This window comes from Clostridium sardiniense, assembly GCF_019753795.1.
Lineage (GTDB): Bacteria > Bacillota > Clostridia > Clostridiales > Clostridiaceae > Clostridium > Clostridium sardiniense.
In genome coordinates this window covers 12,518-30,850 of the sequence record NZ_JAIKTU010000022.1, presented here as the reverse complement: position 1 = coordinate 30,850, position 18,333 = coordinate 12,518, and the positions used below count along the sequence as shown (strand labels likewise).

Annotated in this window: 17 protein-coding genes; 1 reads left to right on the top strand and 16 read right to left on the bottom strand. The window is 30.6% G+C overall.

All coding sequences use genetic code 11. The annotated features are described in order from the left end of the window. Positions 1–171: 171 nt before the first annotated feature. From K5V21_RS18195 to K5V21_RS18135, 13 genes are all read right to left on the bottom strand, one after another. Complete coding sequence (locus tag K5V21_RS18195) at positions 172–1,005, bottom strand: prephenate dehydrogenase (protein ID WP_221862453.1); 834 nt, start codon at positions 1,003–1,005, stop codon at positions 172–174. A gap of 34 nt (positions 1,006–1,039) precedes the next feature. Then, positions 1,040–2,053: a 3-deoxy-7-phosphoheptulonate synthase gene (gene aroF / locus K5V21_RS18190; protein WP_204596218.1), complete on the bottom strand. Its 1,014-nt coding sequence runs from the start codon at positions 2,051–2,053 to the stop codon at positions 1,040–1,042. 351 nt (positions 2,054–2,404) lie between these two features. Continuing rightward, the gene (locus K5V21_RS18185; RefSeq protein ID WP_221862452.1) at positions 2,405–2,917 is read right to left on the bottom strand and encodes a shikimate kinase; all 513 of its coding nucleotides are present in this window, start codon (positions 2,915–2,917) and stop codon (positions 2,405–2,407) included. A 9-nt stretch (positions 2,918–2,926) separates the two neighbouring features. Continuing rightward, positions 2,927–3,736 (bottom strand): shikimate dehydrogenase, encoded by an 810-nt coding sequence (gene aroE / locus K5V21_RS18180; protein ID WP_221862455.1) that lies wholly within the window; start codon positions 3,734–3,736, stop codon positions 2,927–2,929. Continuing rightward, positions 3,736–4,875, bottom strand: a complete 1,140-nt coding sequence (gene pheA, locus K5V21_RS18175) for a prephenate dehydratase (RefSeq protein ID WP_221862454.1) — start codon at positions 4,873–4,875, stop codon at positions 3,736–3,738. The genes aroE and pheA overlap by 1 nt, the downstream gene beginning before the upstream one ends. A gap of 5 nt (positions 4,876–4,880) precedes the next feature. After that, positions 4,881–5,960, bottom strand: coding sequence for a chorismate synthase (gene aroC, locus K5V21_RS18170; protein WP_221862451.1), 1,080 nt, complete (start codon positions 5,958–5,960; stop codon positions 4,881–4,883). Then, positions 5,938–7,227: a 3-phosphoshikimate 1-carboxyvinyltransferase gene (gene aroA / locus K5V21_RS18165; RefSeq protein ID WP_221862450.1), complete on the bottom strand. Its 1,290-nt coding sequence runs from the start codon at positions 7,225–7,227 to the stop codon at positions 5,938–5,940. Before aroA ends, aroC begins: the two co-directional genes overlap by 23 nt. A gap of 27 nt (positions 7,228–7,254) precedes the next feature. Further along, positions 7,255–8,307, bottom strand: a complete 1,053-nt coding sequence (gene aroB / locus K5V21_RS18160; RefSeq protein ID WP_221862449.1) for a 3-dehydroquinate synthase — start codon at positions 8,305–8,307, stop codon at positions 7,255–7,257. Positions 8,308–8,406: 99 nt separating this feature from the next. Next, the gene (gene aroF, locus K5V21_RS18155) at positions 8,407–9,420 is read right to left on the bottom strand and encodes a 3-deoxy-7-phosphoheptulonate synthase (RefSeq protein WP_221862448.1); all 1,014 of its coding nucleotides are present in this window, start codon (positions 9,418–9,420) and stop codon (positions 8,407–8,409) included. A 590-nt stretch (positions 9,421–10,010) separates the two neighbouring features. After that, on the bottom strand, positions 10,011–11,441 hold the full coding sequence (cls, locus tag K5V21_RS18150; RefSeq protein WP_221862447.1) for a cardiolipin synthase: 1,431 nt from the start codon (positions 11,439–11,441) through the stop codon (positions 10,011–10,013). Positions 11,442–11,660: 219 nt separating this feature from the next. Beyond that, complete coding sequence (locus K5V21_RS19605) at positions 11,661–13,829, bottom strand: DNRLRE domain-containing protein (protein ID WP_221862446.1); 2,169 nt, start codon at positions 13,827–13,829, stop codon at positions 11,661–11,663. Between the two features lie 83 nt (positions 13,830–13,912). Further along, positions 13,913–15,037 (bottom strand): glycosyltransferase family 2 protein, encoded by a 1,125-nt coding sequence (locus K5V21_RS18140; RefSeq protein WP_221862445.1) that lies wholly within the window; start codon positions 15,035–15,037, stop codon positions 13,913–13,915. A 179-nt stretch (positions 15,038–15,216) separates the two neighbouring features. After that, on the bottom strand, positions 15,217–15,759 hold the full coding sequence (locus K5V21_RS18135) for an NADH peroxidase (RefSeq protein WP_204596208.1): 543 nt from the start codon (positions 15,757–15,759) through the stop codon (positions 15,217–15,219). Positions 15,760–16,108: 349 nt separating this feature from the next. Here K5V21_RS18135 and K5V21_RS18130 point away from each other — a divergent pair, with 349 nt between their 5' ends. Next, on the top strand, positions 16,109–17,311 hold the full coding sequence (locus K5V21_RS18130; RefSeq protein WP_221862444.1) for a CapA family protein: 1,203 nt from the start codon (positions 16,109–16,111) through the stop codon (positions 17,309–17,311). A 69-nt stretch (positions 17,312–17,380) separates the two neighbouring features. On the opposite strand, the gene K5V21_RS18125 is transcribed toward K5V21_RS18130, so the two are convergent. The 3 genes from K5V21_RS18125 to K5V21_RS18115 all read right to left on the bottom strand — a co-directional run bounded on the left by K5V21_RS18125 (position 17,381) and on the right by K5V21_RS18115 (position 18,260). Further along, entirely contained in the window at positions 17,381–17,533 is a 153-nt protein-coding gene (locus K5V21_RS18125; protein WP_204596206.1) for a zinc-ribbon domain-containing protein, read from the bottom strand. 217 nt (positions 17,534–17,750) lie between these two features. Beyond that, a complete protein-coding gene (locus K5V21_RS18120) occupies positions 17,751–17,903 on the bottom strand; it encodes a zinc-ribbon domain-containing protein (RefSeq protein ID WP_204596205.1) in 153 nt (50 codons plus the stop codon). A gap of 204 nt (positions 17,904–18,107) precedes the next feature. Next, positions 18,108–18,260 (bottom strand): zinc-ribbon domain-containing protein, encoded by a 153-nt coding sequence (locus K5V21_RS18115; RefSeq protein WP_204596204.1) that lies wholly within the window; start codon positions 18,258–18,260, stop codon positions 18,108–18,110. Positions 18,261–18,333 lie beyond the last annotated feature (73 nt).

The following is an 18,333-nucleotide window of genomic DNA, read 5'->3' as shown; positions in this document are numbered from 1 at the left end:
TTATTATATATGCTATATTATGTCAATGGATTATTTCTACCTAATCTCAATTTAATTAAAATAAAAAAGAAATTCTAAAAAGTTTGATCCTTTTAGAATTTCTTCTTTATAATTATTTTATATTATAAGCTATTTAAAAAGAGGAAAATAAAATTTTTACTTTAATTTTTTTCATAATTGTTCTCTTCTAAATGTAGCATTTTTAAAAAGCTCACATAATATATTTTTATCGTTATCTTCTATAGCTTTTTTCATTTTTAAAAGTTCTTCATCAAACTTTTCTATAGTTCTTAGTAAGTTCTCTCTGTTTCCTAGAAAAAGTTCACTCCAAAGCTCTTCATTTATATTTGCTATACGTGTTAACTCTCTATAACTATCGCCAATGAAAGAACCTGTATCTCTACCTTCCTCATCACTATTTATAAGTGATACTGCAATAACATGTGGCAACTGACTTGTAAAAGCTATCATTTCATCATGATACTTTGAACCTATCTTTTTTACACTCTTAAATCCAATATCATAAACTAAGTTTTCAACAAGCTCTATGTTTTCATCTTTATTTCTTTCAATCGGAGTTATTATATAATTTGCCCCATTAAAAACTTTATCATCTGCATAGTCTATTCCCTTTTTCTCTCTCCCTGCCATTGGATGTCCAAAAATAAAATCTACTCCATCTGGAAGAATTTTCACTATGTCATCTATAAACATTTCTTTAATTCCAGTAGCATCTGTAATTACTGCACCTTCTTTAAAATTATCTTTATTTTCTTTTATAAAGTTTAAAATAAGCTTTGGATATATTGATATTATAATAAAGTCTGCACTTTTTAAAATTTGCCTTCCGTCTTCATAACCTTCCTTTATAATTCCCATATCTTTAGCTTTTTTTAGAGTATTTATATCCTTATCTATTCCATAAACATCTTTATACCCATTATTTTTTAAAGCCATCCCAAAAGATCCCCCAATGACTCCAAGTCCAACAATTACAATTCTCATATTCTCATTCGCCCCCTATTTAAATAATGGAGTTTTAAAGAACTTTCCCCTCAAACTCTGCTATTTTCTTTATTTTCTCCATTAATTTTTCAAAACTTTCTGGTTTAATTGATTGCTGTCCATCACTTAAAGCATTCTTTGGATCGTTATGAACTTCTATCATAAGCCCATCGGCTCCTGCCATTATTGCAGCCTTTGCTAAAGGTTCAACTAAGTACCAGTATCCAGCTGCATGACTTGGATCTACTATAACAGGTAGATGACTTAACCTTTTAACTACTGGAATAGCACTTAAATCTAATGTATTTCTTGTAGCAGTTTCAAAAGTTCTAATACCTCTTTCACAAAGAATTACATTATCATTTCCACCAGCCATTATATATTCAGCTGCCATAAGCCATTCTTCTATACTTGCTGATAACCCTCTTTTTAAAAGTATAGGTGTCTTTGTTCTACCTACTTGCTTTAAAAGATCAAAGTTTTGCATGTTTCTTGCTCCAATTTGTATAACATCAACATTTTCTACAAACTCATCAATGTAATCTGTTGACATTAATTCTGTAACTATAGGAAGACCTGTAGCTTCCTTTGCCTTTTTTAATAACTTTAATCCATCAAGTTCTAGCCCTTGGAAACTATATGGTGATGTTCTTGGCTTAAAAGCTCCACCTCTTAAGAAATTTGCACCTGATGCTTTAACACTTTTTGCTATTTCAATAATTTGTTCTTCACTTTCAACTGAACAAGGCCCCGCCATTATACCTAGGTTTCCTCCTCCAATTTTATTTCCTAAAACATCAACTATTGTATCTTCTGGTTTAAATAATCTATTTGCTTTTTTAAATGGTTCTTGAACCTTAACTACCTTTTCTACACCATCAAATCTTAAAAGCTTATTTTGATCTAATATTGAAGTATCTCCCATAACTCCAACTATTAAGTGTGAATCTCCTTTTGATATGTTAGTTCTAAGTCCCAATCCTTCTACGCATTTACTTACTTTATTTACTTCTTCTGCCTTTGCATTTGTACTCATAATAATTATCATAAAATATCCTCCAAAATTTCCTGTGTTTTTATTAATACTTCTTAGAAATTCCCGCTATACTTCATATCCTAGTCCTTAGACACTTTTTAATTTATCTATCTATAAATGCATTTTTACATCTTTAAAACAACAAATTAAAGATTCATTCAATCTTATAAATGTCTCTTAATTTTATTGTAGTCCTTCAATCTTACTCTGGAAAAGAGTTATTTATAAACTCCTTATCGCCCCTTCTTTTATATAATAAAGACCCCTAAAAGTATTTACCTTCGTAATTCTAAAATTCTTTTTCATACACCACTATCTTTTTCTTGGCTTTGATCAGTTTATAACCTTAATACTTTTAATCTACTACTCCTTAATCTTTCCCTTAAGCTTAAATTTTGCTAGATTAATCGTATCTCTTAAAAATCCTTCATTAATAACCTCAACATGTGCAGCCTCTTTGTACTTATAAAATCGCTCTTCATAAAGCTTATATAACCTTTCCTTACCTTCTTTAAGCAATGGTCTACTAGAAATATCAATATCTCCTACTATTTTTTCAATAGGTCTATTTATGAATAATATAATTCCATATTCTCCTAATATATCTATATTGTTTCCTCTTTTAATAACTCCACCACCTGTTGAAATTACACACCTTTTTTTTAATATAAGCTCTTTACATGCCTTTGTCTCTAAATCTCTAAAATCATTCTCTGACTTTGCAAATATCTCTTTTATTGATTTCCCGTGTGTTTCTTCGATATATTGGTCCATATCATAAAAGTTGTAATTTAATTCTTTAGCTAAAATCTTTCCTATTGTTGTCTTGCCGCATCCTGGCATTCCAATAATAACAATTTTATCTCTTTTTTCCATAACTACTCCTTATTTAAACTTTATAATAAGTCTCTTATATATATCTAGTATAACCTTTTTATCAATACTTCTTTCTTGCCAAATCTCCTCTGCTTTAATAGCTTGACCTACAAGCATCATAAGTCCTCCACAAGTAACTTTATTATTTTTAATACCTAATTTAAGAAACTCTGTCTCTAAAGGATTGTATATTAAATCAACTAAAGCATCGTAGTTTTTAATTATATCTTCTGAAACTGGAGAATCCATAATCTTTGGATACATTCCAACTGGAGTTGTATTTATAATAACATCTCCAAAAACTTCATCTAACTCTTCATAAGTTATAACATCTATTCTACTCTCATTTTTATATAATTGCTTTTTAGTTCTACTAACTAATTTAATATCTAAAGCTCCTTCATCTAAAAGATAAGCTACAACCGCTTTACTTGCACCACCAGTACCTAAAACTGTTACCTTCTTGTTGCGTACAGTAATATCTTTATCTTCTAGCATATACTTAAAACCATAATAATCAGTATTATACCCTAAAAGTTTACCTTTTTTATTGAAAATTGTGTTAACAGCTCCAATTTCCTTAGCTTCCCTAGAAATTTCATCCAAATAATTCATTACTGTTTCTTTATAAGGAATAGTTACATTCACACCCTTAATACTCAAGGTTCTTAAAGATTTTGAAAGATCCCCTATATTTTCTTTAGGTATTTCAAATAATCTATAGGCTCCTTCAATATTAAGCTCTTTAAATATATCTTTATGAATTTCCGGAGACAAGGAATGAGAAAGTTTTTCTCCTACAAGTCCATAAAATTCCATCATTTCACATCCATTCTTTTCTTATACCATCCTAATAATTTAAAATATTCACTACTTTCTTCTATTAACTTAAGAGCTTTTATTACTTCACTATTCTGAAGACTTCCCTCAAAATCAATATATAAGAAATATTTCCACTTATCATGCTTAGTTGGTCTTGATTCTATCCTTATCATATTTATATCATTTTCTGCAAAGTGTCTTAAAAGCCTATATAGTGTACCAGCTTTATCTTCTAATGAAAATACTATGCTTACTTTATTAGCTTCTTTTTCTTTTAATAATTCTTTTCCTATTATAATAAACCTTGTGCAATTGTTCTTTACATTGTTTATTTTTTCTTTTATTATATCTAAATCATATATATTAGCTGCCCTACTACTTGCAATTGCAGCTTTACTTTTATCATTTAAATCTTTTATTAACTTTGCACTTGTTGCTGTATTATGATATGGAATAAGTTTTAAATCACTATAATCTTTTAAAAATTCGCTAGTTTGACTAAATCCTTGAGGATGTGAATATACTTCTTTAATATCATTAAACTCTGAACCATGTACACCTATTAAATGTTGATCTATCTTGATGCTTTCTTCTCCAACTATATAGAATCCATACTTTACTAAAAGGTCATGTACTTCATTTATTCCACCTGTTGATGAATTTTCAACTGGAAGTACTCCATAATTTATCTCACCATTTTTAAGTGCTATAAATACATCTTCAAATTCAGTATAAGCTACTGACTTATTCTCTTCTCCAAAATACTTTAAAAGTGCTTCTTCACTAAAGGAACCATGAAGCCCTGGAAATCCTATTATATCTTCTTTTGATATAACTCTTTCTTTTACATTAAAGGCATCCTTTGCTCTATTTAGCTTTCTTCCTTGTAACTCTCTAGATACTTCCATCATTCCATTAAAGAATTTCTCTATTTCTTTAGCATAATCTTTATTTTGTAATCTATCTATATTTTTCTTAATTACAACATCTTCTCTGCCCTTATGAAAAATTGGAAGGTTATTTGCTTTTTTATATTCTGCTACCTTTAATACCACATTCATTCTCTTTTCAAATAGCCTTGTAATCTCACTATCTATATCATCTATCTCTTTTCTGTAGCCTTCTAAAGCATCCATCTTTTCTATCTTCCTTTCAAAAGTTCTAAAATTCCAATTGCAGCAACACTTTCTATAACAGGTACTGCTCTTTGTACTATGCATGGATCATGTCTTCCTTCAATATTTAACTCTTCATTTCTCTTCTCATCTATATTAATAGTATTTTGTTTCTTTAATATAGAGGCTGTTGGCTTTATGGCTACTCTAAATATTACTGGCATTCCACTTGTAATACCTCCAAGTATTCCACCATTATTGTTGCTTCTTGTTTTAACCTTATCTCCATCATAATAAAACTCATCATTAGCTTCTGAACCTCTAAGCTTTGTTATATTAAATCCTTCACCAAATTCAACACCTTTAACAGCCGGAACTGAAAATAATAGATGAGCTAGAGTTGACTCCACTGAATCAAAGAACGGATTACCAATCCCTGCATCTATATTTACAATTGCACATTCTATAATACCACCTACAGAGTCTCCTTCTGATTTTGCAGATAATATCTCATTTCTTATATCATTATCTAAAGCTTTATTTATAAGTGGAAGCTCCATCTTAGGTAATTCTTCTATTAACGTATCACTAACATTTACTGGATTAAATGATTCATCTTCTATAGATCCAATACTCTTTATATGAGATACTATCTTTATTCCATAAGATTCTAAAATCTGCTTACATATAGCTCCACCAAATACAAGTGGCGCTGTAATTCTTCCTGAGAAATGTCCACCACCTCTATAATCATTAAATCCATCATATCTTATATTACCAGTGTAATCTGCGTGACCTGGTCTCATTAAACTTTTAAGTTTGCTATAATCTTTAGATCTTTTATCACTATTTCTTATCATTCCACAAAGAGGAGTACCTGTTGTCTTTCCTTCAAATAGTCCACTTAGAATTTCAATTTTATCTCCTTCTTTTCTTGCAGTTGATAAATTATTTCTACCTGGTGCTCTTCTCTCCATCTCACAATTTATTCTTTCTAAATCAATTGGAAAGCCTGAAGGAATACCATCTATTGTAAGTCCAATACCTACGCCGTGGGATTCTCCAAAAATAGATATTTTTAAATTATTTCCCCAAATTCCACTCATCTACTCTTCCTCCTAACATTTTAAAATCTTCAAAGAAACTTGGATATGATTTAGATACACATTCATAATCTTCTAATATTATCTCTTCCTTGCATCCTGTAGCTGCGATAGCTAGCATCATAGCAATTCTATGATCTTTATGGCTCCATACATTTACTCCGCCTTTAAATTCATCTATACCGTAAATTATTAATCCATCTTCTTTTTCTTCAATCTTAGCACCTAGCTTTGAAAGTTCTAGATTAATCGCTTTAAGTCTATCACATTCTTTTATTCTAAGTCTCTTTGCATTTATAATTTCTGTCTTTCCCTCTGAAAGACTTGCAACTACTGAAAGTATAGGAATTATATCAGGGCATCCTTTTGCATCTATAATAGTTCCTTCTAAACTCTTTGAAACTCCAATTATTCCATCTTCATTTCTATTAAAGGAGACTCCCATTCTCTCTAATATTTCTATAACTTCTCGATCACCTTGAAGAGAATTATTATCTAAATCTTTGCATACAACTTTATTTCCTAAAGCATCTGCACATAAGAAAAATGCACCTTGTGAGTAATCTCCCTCAACTCTATATTCTCTACCTCTATAGCTTTGATTTCCTTTTATAATAAACTCTTTATAATCATTATTTTCTATCTTTACTCCAAAGTCAGCTAGTGCTTTTAGAGTTAAATCTATATATCCCTTTGATTCAAGTGGGCCTTTTATAATTATCTTAGAGTCTCCATCTAAAAGTGGTAGCGTAAACATAAGTCCAGTTATAAACTGTGAGCTTATATTACCTAAGACTTCAAATTCTCCTGCAGCTAATTTCCCCTTAGTTTTAAGGTCTAATTCACTCTCTTTATATGAGTAATTAATACCTTGCTCTTTAAAAATATTATAATAAATCTCTAAAGGTCTCTTTCCAAGATTTCCTCTTCCTATAAATCTATTATTAGAATTATTTAATGAAGCTATCGGAACAAGAAATCTTAAAGTAGACCCTGATTCATTACAATCTATAACTCTTTCTGTAGAAAAATCCTCATTTATATCTAATCCTATTATCTCTAGAGCTTGATCCCTGATTTCTATTTTAGCTCCTAAAGCTCTCATTCCATCTATTGTTGCAATTATATCATCTGATAAATCTATATTTGTTATTATACTTTTATCTTTGCTAAGTGCTGCACATATAACTGCCCTATGTGCCATACTTTTTGAAGGAGGAATCTTCGCTTCCCCGTTTAGCTTATTATTATATATTTTAAGACTTCCCATTACACGTGTCTCCTTTTATCTAAAGTTCTATCTAAAGAAATCTACTGTAGTATCATAAATTTCTGCATTACCTATTTCTTTCATGATAATTACTTTAAGTCTACTACCCATATTCTTTTTATCTAAAGATATTGTTTCAATTATAGCGTCTTTATCTGCTAACTCCACTTCAAATGGAAGACCATATCTAACTAAAATATTTTTAATATCCTCTGAGAACTCTTTTTTTACTAATCCCTTATTCTCTGAAAGCTTTGTAATTAAATACATTCCAATAGCTACACCTTCTCCATGGGTAAATTCTGAGAAACCATAATATTTTTCAATTGCATGACCTAGAGTATGACCAAAGTTTAAAATCATTCTCTCTCCAAGATCTTTCTCATCTCTCTCTACAATTATTCTTTTAATATTGCAACATGTATATATAATATCTTCTATATGCTCCATTACTTCTTCTCTAGTATTTAAACTATTTAAAAGATTAAATAAATCTTTATCTCTAATGCAACCATACTTTATAACTTCACCCATACCATCTTTATAGAATTTCTCATCTAAAGTGTTTAAAACATTTGGGTCAATTAAAACTCTCTTTGGTTGATAGAAACTTCCAACTAAGTTCTTTCCTCTAGGCAGATCTACTCCAACCTTTCCACCAACGCTACTATCAACCTGAGACAATAATGAAGTTGGAATTTGAATAAAAGATACACCTCTTAAAAATGTTGAAGCTACAAACCCACCAAGATCTCCAACAACTCCTCCACCTAAAGTTATAATTAAATCTTTTCTCGTTAACTTAAAGTCAAGTAGCTTTTCATAAACCTCTGGAAGTGTATTAAATGACTTACTCTCTTCACCTGGATTTATTGCATATTTCTCTACAATAAATCCATCTTCTTTAAGAGAATTAAGGACTATATCACCATAATATTTATCCACATTTTTATCTGTAATTATAAATATCTTTTCTCCATTAAATACTTTTCTTATTCTTTTTGGAACATCTTTTATAAGTCCCTTTTCTATTTCTATGTTATAGGAGTTCTCTCCTAAATTAACTAATAATTCTTTCACAGTAACACCTCACTTTAAATTACAGTTTTTAATTAACTATTTATAGTTATTATAGGTACTATCCTTGGTAGCTATAAATAGTTAATTTCTATTGTAAAATTATAAAACTCTTCCTACTGCTTTTGCAATAGGTCTAAGTTCTTCTAATAGTTTACCATAAACATCTGGTTTTATGGATTGCTGTCCATCACAAAGAGCATTTGCAGGATCATTATGAACCTCAATTATAAGACCATCTGCTCCAATTGCAACAGACGCTTTAGCTAAAGGCTCTACCATCCACCACTTTCCTGTAGCATGACTTGGATCAACTACTACCGGTAAGTGACTCAATTTCTTAATTGCAGGTATAGCACTTAAATCTAATGTATTTCTTGTGTAAGTTTCAAAAGTTCTTATACCTCTCTCACATAAAATAACATTATTATTGCCACCAGCCATAATATATTCTGCACTCATAAGTAACTCTTCAATAGTTGCTGATAAACCTCTCTTTAAAAGTATTGGCTTCCTAGTCTGTCCAAGTTCCTTTAAAAGATCAAAATTTTGCATATTTCTTGCTCCGACTTGTATAACATCAACATCTCTATTAAAAACTTCAACATCATAAGGTGACATTATTTCTGTAACTATTGGAAGATCTGTCTTTTCCCTTGCAAGCTTTAAAAGTTCAAGACCATCATATTTAAGACCTTGGAAGCTATATGGTGATGTTCTTGGCTTAAAAGCTCCGCCCCTTAAAAAATTTGCCCCAAGTTCTTTAACTTCTTTTGCAATCTCTGTTATTTGAGATTCACTTTCCACTGAACATGGTCCTGCTATCATAGCTAATTTATCCCCACCAATTTCTACTCCATTTACATTAACTATTGTTTTATCTGGATGAAACATTCTATTAGCTTTCTTAAAAGGCTCTTGAACATGCATTACTCTTTCTACATTCCTATTTGCCTCAATTTGAGTAGGATCAAGTTTACTAGTATCCCCAACAAGTCCTAGTATGATAAGCTCTTTTCCTATTACAGGATTAACTAATACTCCCTTATTTTCTAATTGATGTGTTAATTTTTCAATTTCCTCTTTTTTTGTTTTTGGTTTTAAAATTACTATCATATTTAAGCCCCCTTTATATTTGAAGTTGTATCATGAAAGTACTTTAAAGAAATTAATATACGTATCTAAAATTAAATATTAAATTTTAATATATTACTGATTTTCTTTCAAATTACCCTTTAATACAACTTCCTAACCTTATTTATTGTATAAAAAAAGAGCCCAATCTATGAGCTCTAAATCTAACGTATTTATGAAAACATTATAAAAGTAGTATAAACTTAATTACTCATATCAAAGAATTATATTTTTTTGTGCAAAACAAATAGCCAGCGCCATAATAAAAGCCCCAGAAGCTAAAGTAAAAAAAGCTATAAGATTTTGCTCTTAATTCTTTGATTAATCCTTTCATAATATTCCTCCATAATTACATTTATTTCATTTTTAGTATTTAAAAATCATTTTACCATACTTCCATATTACCGTCACTAACTTTTTAATTATTTTATTTAACTTCTACAAAAAATAATTTTAATAAACAATTAGGTCTTTAAAATTCCTTTAACCCTAATATTATTAATATAGTAATTTAAATATTTCATCTATATAATAAAATCTATTAATTTCTTATCTTATCACTTTAATTCTTATTAAAGGATTGGCGCAAGTAATCTTACTATAGATTCCATTATCCTTTGTCCTCTTGGTCTATTTACAAACTGTTCTAGTTTAACTTCAGTTGATTCCTCTAAATCTTTCATAAATTGCTCTTCACATATTTTCGATTCATTTTCATCGAAAATGAGTGCATTAACCTCAAAGTTCAAATAAAAACTTCTCATATCCATATTAGCTGTTCCAATACTTACAACAGAACTATCTACAACTAAAGTCTTAGCATGAATAAATCCATTTTCATAATAATATACTCTCGCTCCAGCTTTTAAAAGTTCTCCGATGTATGAATCTGCTGCCCATTTCATAAACTTATGATCAGGCTTTCCTGGTATAAGTATTCTAACATCTACACCTGATAATGCTGATATTCTTATAGCTTCAAGAATTGGCTCATCTGGTATAAAGTATGGTGATGTTAAGTATACATTTTTCTTGGCATTATTAATCATTTTAAGATATGCATTTTTAATATACTCTTCATTGTGGTCAGGTCCACTTGTTACTATTTGAACGCCAACATCTCCTTCTTCATATTCTTTTTCAAGCATAAACTTGCTAAAGTCTTCTATATCTTCTTCTGATGCATAACACCAATCCAAAAGGAATCTTTCATTTAAATCATTAACCGCATTTCCTTTTATTCTTATATGAGTATCTCTCCAAAATCCTATCTTCTTATCTCTATTTATGTACTCATCTCCAACATTAAATCCTCCTACATAACCATATTCACCATCAATAACTACTATTTTTCTATGGTTTCTATAATTTACACGAGTATTTACATGTGGAAGCATTCCTGGGAAAAATATTGCAAACTGTCCCCCAAGCTCTAAAAATTTCTTAAGTTTCTTTTTAGTCACAGTATATGATCCCATACTATCAACTAATAACCTAACCTCAACACCATGAGCTAATCTTTCTTCAAGGGCCTCAATCACTTTAGTTCCTATAAAGTCCTTTCTAAAAATATAATATTCAATATGAATATACTTCTTGGCATTTTTTATATCCTCTAATAATGCTTTAAACTTATCTTCACCATTTACATAGATATTAATTTCATTTCCTATAGTATATCTTGCACCACTATTATTATAGTTCATCTTTCTAAGATCTAAGAATTGTTCTCCACCATCATGGCCACTATTATCATTTAAAATTTCATTCATTTCTTTTTTCTTATGAACATCATTTATAATCTTTCCTCTAAATAACTTTTGTCTACTAAAGTTTTGTCCAAGTATTATATAAATTATAAATCCAATACCAGGTAATACTAAAAAAATCAAAAGCCATGCCCATGTTGTTGTGGGATCTTTTCTTTCTATAAAGATTAAAGAAAAAGCTAGAATAGTATTTAATAATAAAACTAAAATTGTTATAAATACAAATAGACTCATATAAGCATCCCCTCTTTATAATTACTTTTCTTTATGATTTCTTTCATCATTTTGTATATTCTTTCCCTTTTTACATATTTTATTTCTTAATTATATTACCTTTTAAATAGCTACGCAATTAAATACTTATCTGACTTTGTAAAAGTAATATTAATTATTAATACAATTTATAAAAAAGATAAGGTATAAGAATTCCCTCCTATACCTTACCTAATATTACTATGCTAATTTTACTATTGTTATTTTAGTTAAACAATATTTTAAACAACATTTGCTTCCATTTATAAGCTCTATAAATACATCCTCGCATTTACACCCTGAAACATTTACTATTGCTGTACCTGAAAGATTTACAAGTGTTCCACTCTTCACTATATCTCCTACTGCTATACTGAAAGTTTCTCCATCTACGCATAATTTTAATTCTGCAAGAGTACAGCTTTCTCCTGATACGGATGCACCAAAATTAATTAAATACGTTCCTTCTTCTACTCTTATATCAGAACATCCTTCTTTATGCTTTATAGAGTCTCCATTTATAGTTATATTATTTGTTAATGGAATTGAAGCCTTACTTGAAATCATTTGACAACAATTTGATACTATATAAGCATTTTCATCGGTTACTGAAGATCCACACTCACCTTTTGGCCCTCTTCGTCCCTCTGGCCCTCTTGGTCCCATTGGTCCACATGGTCCCATTGGTCCTTCTGGTCCCTCTGGTCCTTCTGGTCCTTCTGGCCCTACTTCTCCTTCAAGTCCTCTTGGCCCCATTGGTCCTTCTGGTCCCATTGGTCCTGTATCACCCTTTGGTCCACATGGTCCACATGGCCCTCTTGGTCCTTCCGGTCCCTCTGGTCCTTCTGGCCCTTCCGGTCCCTCTTCTCCTTCAAGTCCCCTTGGTCCCATTGGTCCTACTGGTCCCATTGGTCCCATTGGTCCCATTTTTCCTGTATCACCTTTTGGACCTTCTGGTCCTCTTGGTCCTTCTGGTCCTTCTGGCCCTTCTGGTCCTTCTGGTCCTTCTGGCCCTTCTGGTCCTTCTGGTCCTTCTGGTCCTTCTGGCCCTTCTGGTCCTTCTGGTCCCATTGGTCCTCTTGGTCCCATTGGTCCCTCTGGTCCTTCTGGTCCCTCTGGTCCTTCTGGTCCTTCTTCCCCTTCTGGTCCCATTGGTCCCTCTGGTCCCATTGGACCTTGTAATCCCCTAGGTCCTGTTACACCTTGTAACCCTTGTGGTCCTTGTTCTCCTTTTGGTCCTTCTGGCCCTTCTTCTCCTTGCTCTCCTTGTTCTCCTCTTGGTCCTTCTGGTCCTCTTGGTCCTGTTGGTCCTGTTGCTCCTGTTTCTCCTCTCTCACCTTTTGGTCCTCTTGGGCCTATTGGTCCCATTGGTCCCTCTGGTCCTTCTGGTCCTTCTTCTCCTATTTCTCCTTGTGGTCCTTGTGGTCCTTGCTCTCCTCTTGGTCCCTCTGGTCCTTCTGGTCCTCTTGGTCCTTCTGGTCCCCTTGGTCCTTCTGGTCCTTCTTCGCCTTGTTCCCCCATTTCACCTTGAACACCTTGTGGGCCTCTTGGTCCTGTTGGTCCTGTTGGTCCCATTGGTCCTGTTGGTCCTGTTGGTCCTTCTAATCCCATTTCTCCTTTTGGTCCTATTGGTCCTCTTGGTCCTGTTGGTCCTGTTGGTCCTTGTAGTCCTCTATTCCCCATTGGTCCTACTGGTCCCATTGGTCCTTCTGGTCCTTCTGGTCCTTCTTCTCCTCTTGGTCCTTGTGGTCCCCTTGGCCCAACTTCACCTTTGCATCCCATTGGCCCCTGTGATCCTTCCGGTCCTCTTGGCCCTCTAGGTCCTGGTGGACAAATTATACATTCATCTTTACATTTTATACTTAGCATTGGACCACTATGCCCTCTTGAAGATATAAATACAACTTCACCTTCTTCTTTAAAAGATGCTACTATTGTTATACCATTATTTTTAATTTTCCCTCTAATCCATGACTTAACAAGTTCAGATATATCAATACTTATATATCTGCCTTCACACTTATCGTCAATAAATATATTTTTTCTAAATATTTTAGCCTTAGGAGCATTTTTATAATTAACGTCATAAACATCATAATCATCTAAATTGTATAAAATATCAATGAATATTCCTTTATCTTTACATGAATTAACCTTTTTTACATAAAGCTTAAGTTCAGCTTCTGAAACCTTGCATCCACATAAGCATTCCCTTAAATCAAATTTCATAAGAGAATTGTCATATTCACATTTACAATCATCCTCATCACCTTTTGAAACTAAAAGAACCTTTTCTTTTGAAAAATTCTTAGTTGGGTAACTAGAGGAAATAAAAGTATCATCTTTAGTCTTAATATTTTTATCGCTCAAAAAATCACCGCCTTTTAATAGTCATTACATTATATTCTTAAATTCTCACTTTGCTATTATAAAAGGTGAATTTTCGACATTTTTTATATATCCCAGCTTAATATTGTCTTTAACTTCTTAACTTTTAAATTTCTTCTCTCCATTTCTTGAGTTAAATATTTTCTATTATACTCAATCTTATCTTTTGGTGCTAAATATAAGTTTGCTAATTCATTATAATAATATGACTTTTCTATATCTCCGATAGTTGAATAATATACACAAAGTTCTAGTGCCGGAAACCATGTTGAATATATATTATTATTGAATCCCATATTTTTTTCATCTTCTTCTAGATTCATTGCAGCCTTTAGATAAATTACTCCTTCATCATACATACCTTTACTTTTAAAGCATTCTGCAAGTAAACAAAGCATCTCACTATTTGGAGAATATTTCTTAAAAGAATTAAAAATTAACTGTATTTTTTCATCATCATTTCCACCAGATATATTAAGAACTCTAACTAAATTTATAGTTCCTCTTTTAAAATCTTCTGACCATAAATCATCTTTTGCTAAAACTTCCCTATATTTTTTTATGGCATCATCATATAATCCATTATCATAAAGTTCATTTGCATAATAGAAAAGATCCCTTGTTGTAAATTTTTCTCCTCTTTCTTCCATTCCACTAAATATTAAAAGATTTCTATTAGTATGAGCCTTTTGTTTATCATGATTTATTGTTATATCACTTTGAAGTATATTTCCATAAACATTTAAAAACTCATGAACTTTTCCAACCCATTTATAATTATTTGCTCTTTTAACTAATCTATTTCTTTTAAGAGAATAAGTTGTCTTTCCCTCTGAATCTCTAGCTAGCGAATAATTCATCATTACAGAATCAACACTATTATCTAGCTTTTCTTTTAAGTCAATTAACATATTTATATTTTCTTCATCAATAAAGTCATCAGCATCAAGCCACATTATATATTCTTTACTAGCTTTACTAAATGCATAATTTCTTGCTTTTTCAAAATTATCTTCCCACTTAAAATCATATATTTTACATCCAAATGATTTTGCTATTTCCTTTGTATTATCTGTAGAACCTGTATCTACAATTATAATTTCATCAACAACATCATTGATACTACCTAAGCATCTTCCTAATGTTTTTTCTTCATCTTTTACTATCATACATAAACTTATGGTTATCATCTAAACTTCACCTCTACAAAACTATAATTTTACCTATTATATTGTATAAGCGTATTTTATAATGGTGATTATAACCTCAATCTAAAGAAATCTTTTTAATTAATAATATTAGAATATAATAAAAAATACCTAGAGAATTTAATTCCCTAGGTATTTTACGTAAGCTATATTTGTGAATATTAAGCGAAGTATCTATCTAATAATCCTTTAAATGCTCTACCATGTCTAGCTTCATCTTTACACATTTCATGTACTGTATCATGGATTGCATCTAAGTTTAATTGTTTAGCTAAAGTTGCTAAATCTTTCTTTCCTTGACAAGCTCCGAATTCTGCATCTACTCTCTTTTGTAAATTTACCTTTGTATCAGCGTCAACAACTTCTCCTAAAAGTTCTGCAAATTTTGCAGCATGTTCTGCTTCTTCAAAAGCAATTCTCTTATATGCTTCAGCTACTTCTGGGAATCCTTCTCTATCGGCTTGTCTTGACATTGCAAGGTACATTCCAACTTCTGTACATTCGCCCATAAAGTTTGCTTGTAATCCTTCTACAATTCTTGGATCTACGTCTTTTCCAGCTCCGATTCTGTGTTCATCAGCCCAAGCCATTTCTCCAACTTGTTCCTTGAATTTATCAGCACCTACTCCACATACTGGGCATTTTTCTGGTGCAGTTTCTCCTTCATGAATATATCCACATACTAAACATACAAATTTTTTCATATTTAATCTCTCCTCTTTCTTACACACATTTTTTATATTTAACTTTTTAAAATTCTAATTTATTAAACTTTGTTTTGACTTGTTGTGTCCTTCTATAGTCATTATTATATAATAATAATTATCCATTGTAAATACCTTTTTATAATTTTTTTAATTTTATTATTGCTAAATTATGTCCTTTAGATAATACCCATATTTAAATATTTTTATTTATGTAATCTAAAAACATAAGTTTATATTTAATGACTATTTTATCTATTATTTTAGTTTCTATAAGCTATATGTATATTTATAGCAAAATTTGATGTATTATATTATTGAATATATTTTATGGAGGTATTACATATATATGGATAACCAAAAAAGATCAAATTCAAAAAAACAATTATATAGGAAAAAACAAATTAAAAAAAGACGAATTCTAAGAAATAGGATTCTATTCTTTGGATTATTATTTATAGTAATAGGGGGAACAGGCTATATTATACATAATTATACTTCTTCAAAAACTCTTAAATCTACTGAAGATAACTCTAAAAATTCATCTCAAGCTGAAACTCCTAAGGAGGAAGAAACTCCACCTAAAAAAGAAGAAATATTACTTACAGCAGCAGGTGATTTTACTTTAGGTACAGATGACTCCTTTGATAAAGCAACTAGTCTTCCAGCAGCAGTTAGTGCATCTGGAAATAATTACTCTTATCTTCTTAAAAATGTAAAAGACATCTTTGAAGGTGATGATTATACTCTTGTTAATCTAGAAACTACATTTACTAATAGTACTAATAAATTAGATAAAGGACATGCAATCCAATTCCATTTTAAAGGTCCATCTGAATTTGCAAAAATTTTAACATCATCTTCTATAGAAGGTGTCACTATTGCAAATAATCACATATATGATTATGGCAAACAAGGATTTAATGATACTGTTAATACTTTAAAAAATAATAAAGTTGATATAACCGGTGAAGGATATGTAATAGAAAAAGAAATTAAAGGTATCAAATTTGGTTTTTTAGGTTATCAAGCTTGGGATAATGGACAAAAAATTAAAGATAAAATATCTAAAGATATAAAAATTCTTAAAGATAAAGAAACACAAGTTATTATTCCATATTTTCATTGGGGAATAGAAAAAGATAGTAAACCATCAGAATACCAAATTGATTTAGCACACTTTGCTATTGACTCTGGTGCCTCAATGGTTCTAGGTTCACATCCTCATGTAATTCAGACACTTGAAAATTATAAAGGAAAGCTTATTGCATACTCTCTATCTAATTTCTGTTTCGGTGGAAATTCTAATCCTGCAGATAAAAGAACATTTATTCTTCAATCAAAGTTTGACTTTGAATGGGATACTCTTAAAGATATTGAATATAAAGTTATTCCAGCTACTATATCATCAGTATCAAATAAGAACGATTATATTCCAACTGTAGCTACTGGTGAAAAAGGAAAAACAATTTTGAATTATATAAATAGCTTATCACCTACCCTTAAAGGTTCTATAAGTGATTCTTATTTTAAGCTTCAAAAAAACTCTTAAAAATTTATAAGTTTTGAAGACAAACAAAAAAGACTATAGTTAATCTATAGTCTTTTTAACAAGCAGAAATTATCTGTTGTTTCTTTGTTGTTTTCTAGCTCTTCTGCAGTCTGGGCATCTTACTGGTTCGTTATCGAATCCTTTTTCTTTGTAGAATGCTTGCTCTCCTTCTGAGAAGATGAATTCCTTACCGCAATCTTTACATACTATTGTTTTATCCATTCTAATTCCTCCTGTTTAAAGACTTCATTAAAACTTATAAATTCTCTAAAAGGAGAAAATTATAACTTAACTATCTTTAATCATTTTTTTGTATTTCTACCATTTCATAGTACCAAAAACGTTTTAATAAATCAAGTATTTTAATAAAATTTAACACTTTTTTGGTAAATATAGAAAGGAGCATAGATATAATCTATGCTCCTCTTATTTCAAGAAACTATCTGTTGTTTCTTTGTTGCTTTCTTGCTCTTCTGCAGTCTGGGCATCTTACTGGTTCGTTATCGAATCCTTTTTCTTTGTAGAATGCTTGTTCTCCTTCTGAGAAGATGAATTCCTTACCGCAATCTTTACATACTAATGTTTTATCCATTCTAATTCCTCCTGTTAAAGACCTAATTAATACTTATAAATTCTCTAAAAGGAGAAAGTTATAATCTAATTATCTTTAATTTATAATTTTTTTGTATTTCTACTATATTTATTTTATCAAATATCTATTTAAAAATCAAGTATTTTCATAAATTTAAATAAAAAAAAGAGATGTACATTACATACATCTCTTTATTTTAAGAAACTATCTGTTGTTTCTTTGTTGCTTTCTTGCTCTTCTGCAATCTTGGCATCTTACTGGTTCGTTATCGAATCCTTTTTCTTTGTAGAACGCTTGTTCTCCTTCTGAGAAGATGAACTCTTGACCGCAATCTTTACATACTAATGTTTTATCCATTCTAATTCCTCCTGTTAAAGACTTCATTAAAACTTATAAATTCTCTAATAGGAGAAAGTTATAATCTAATTAT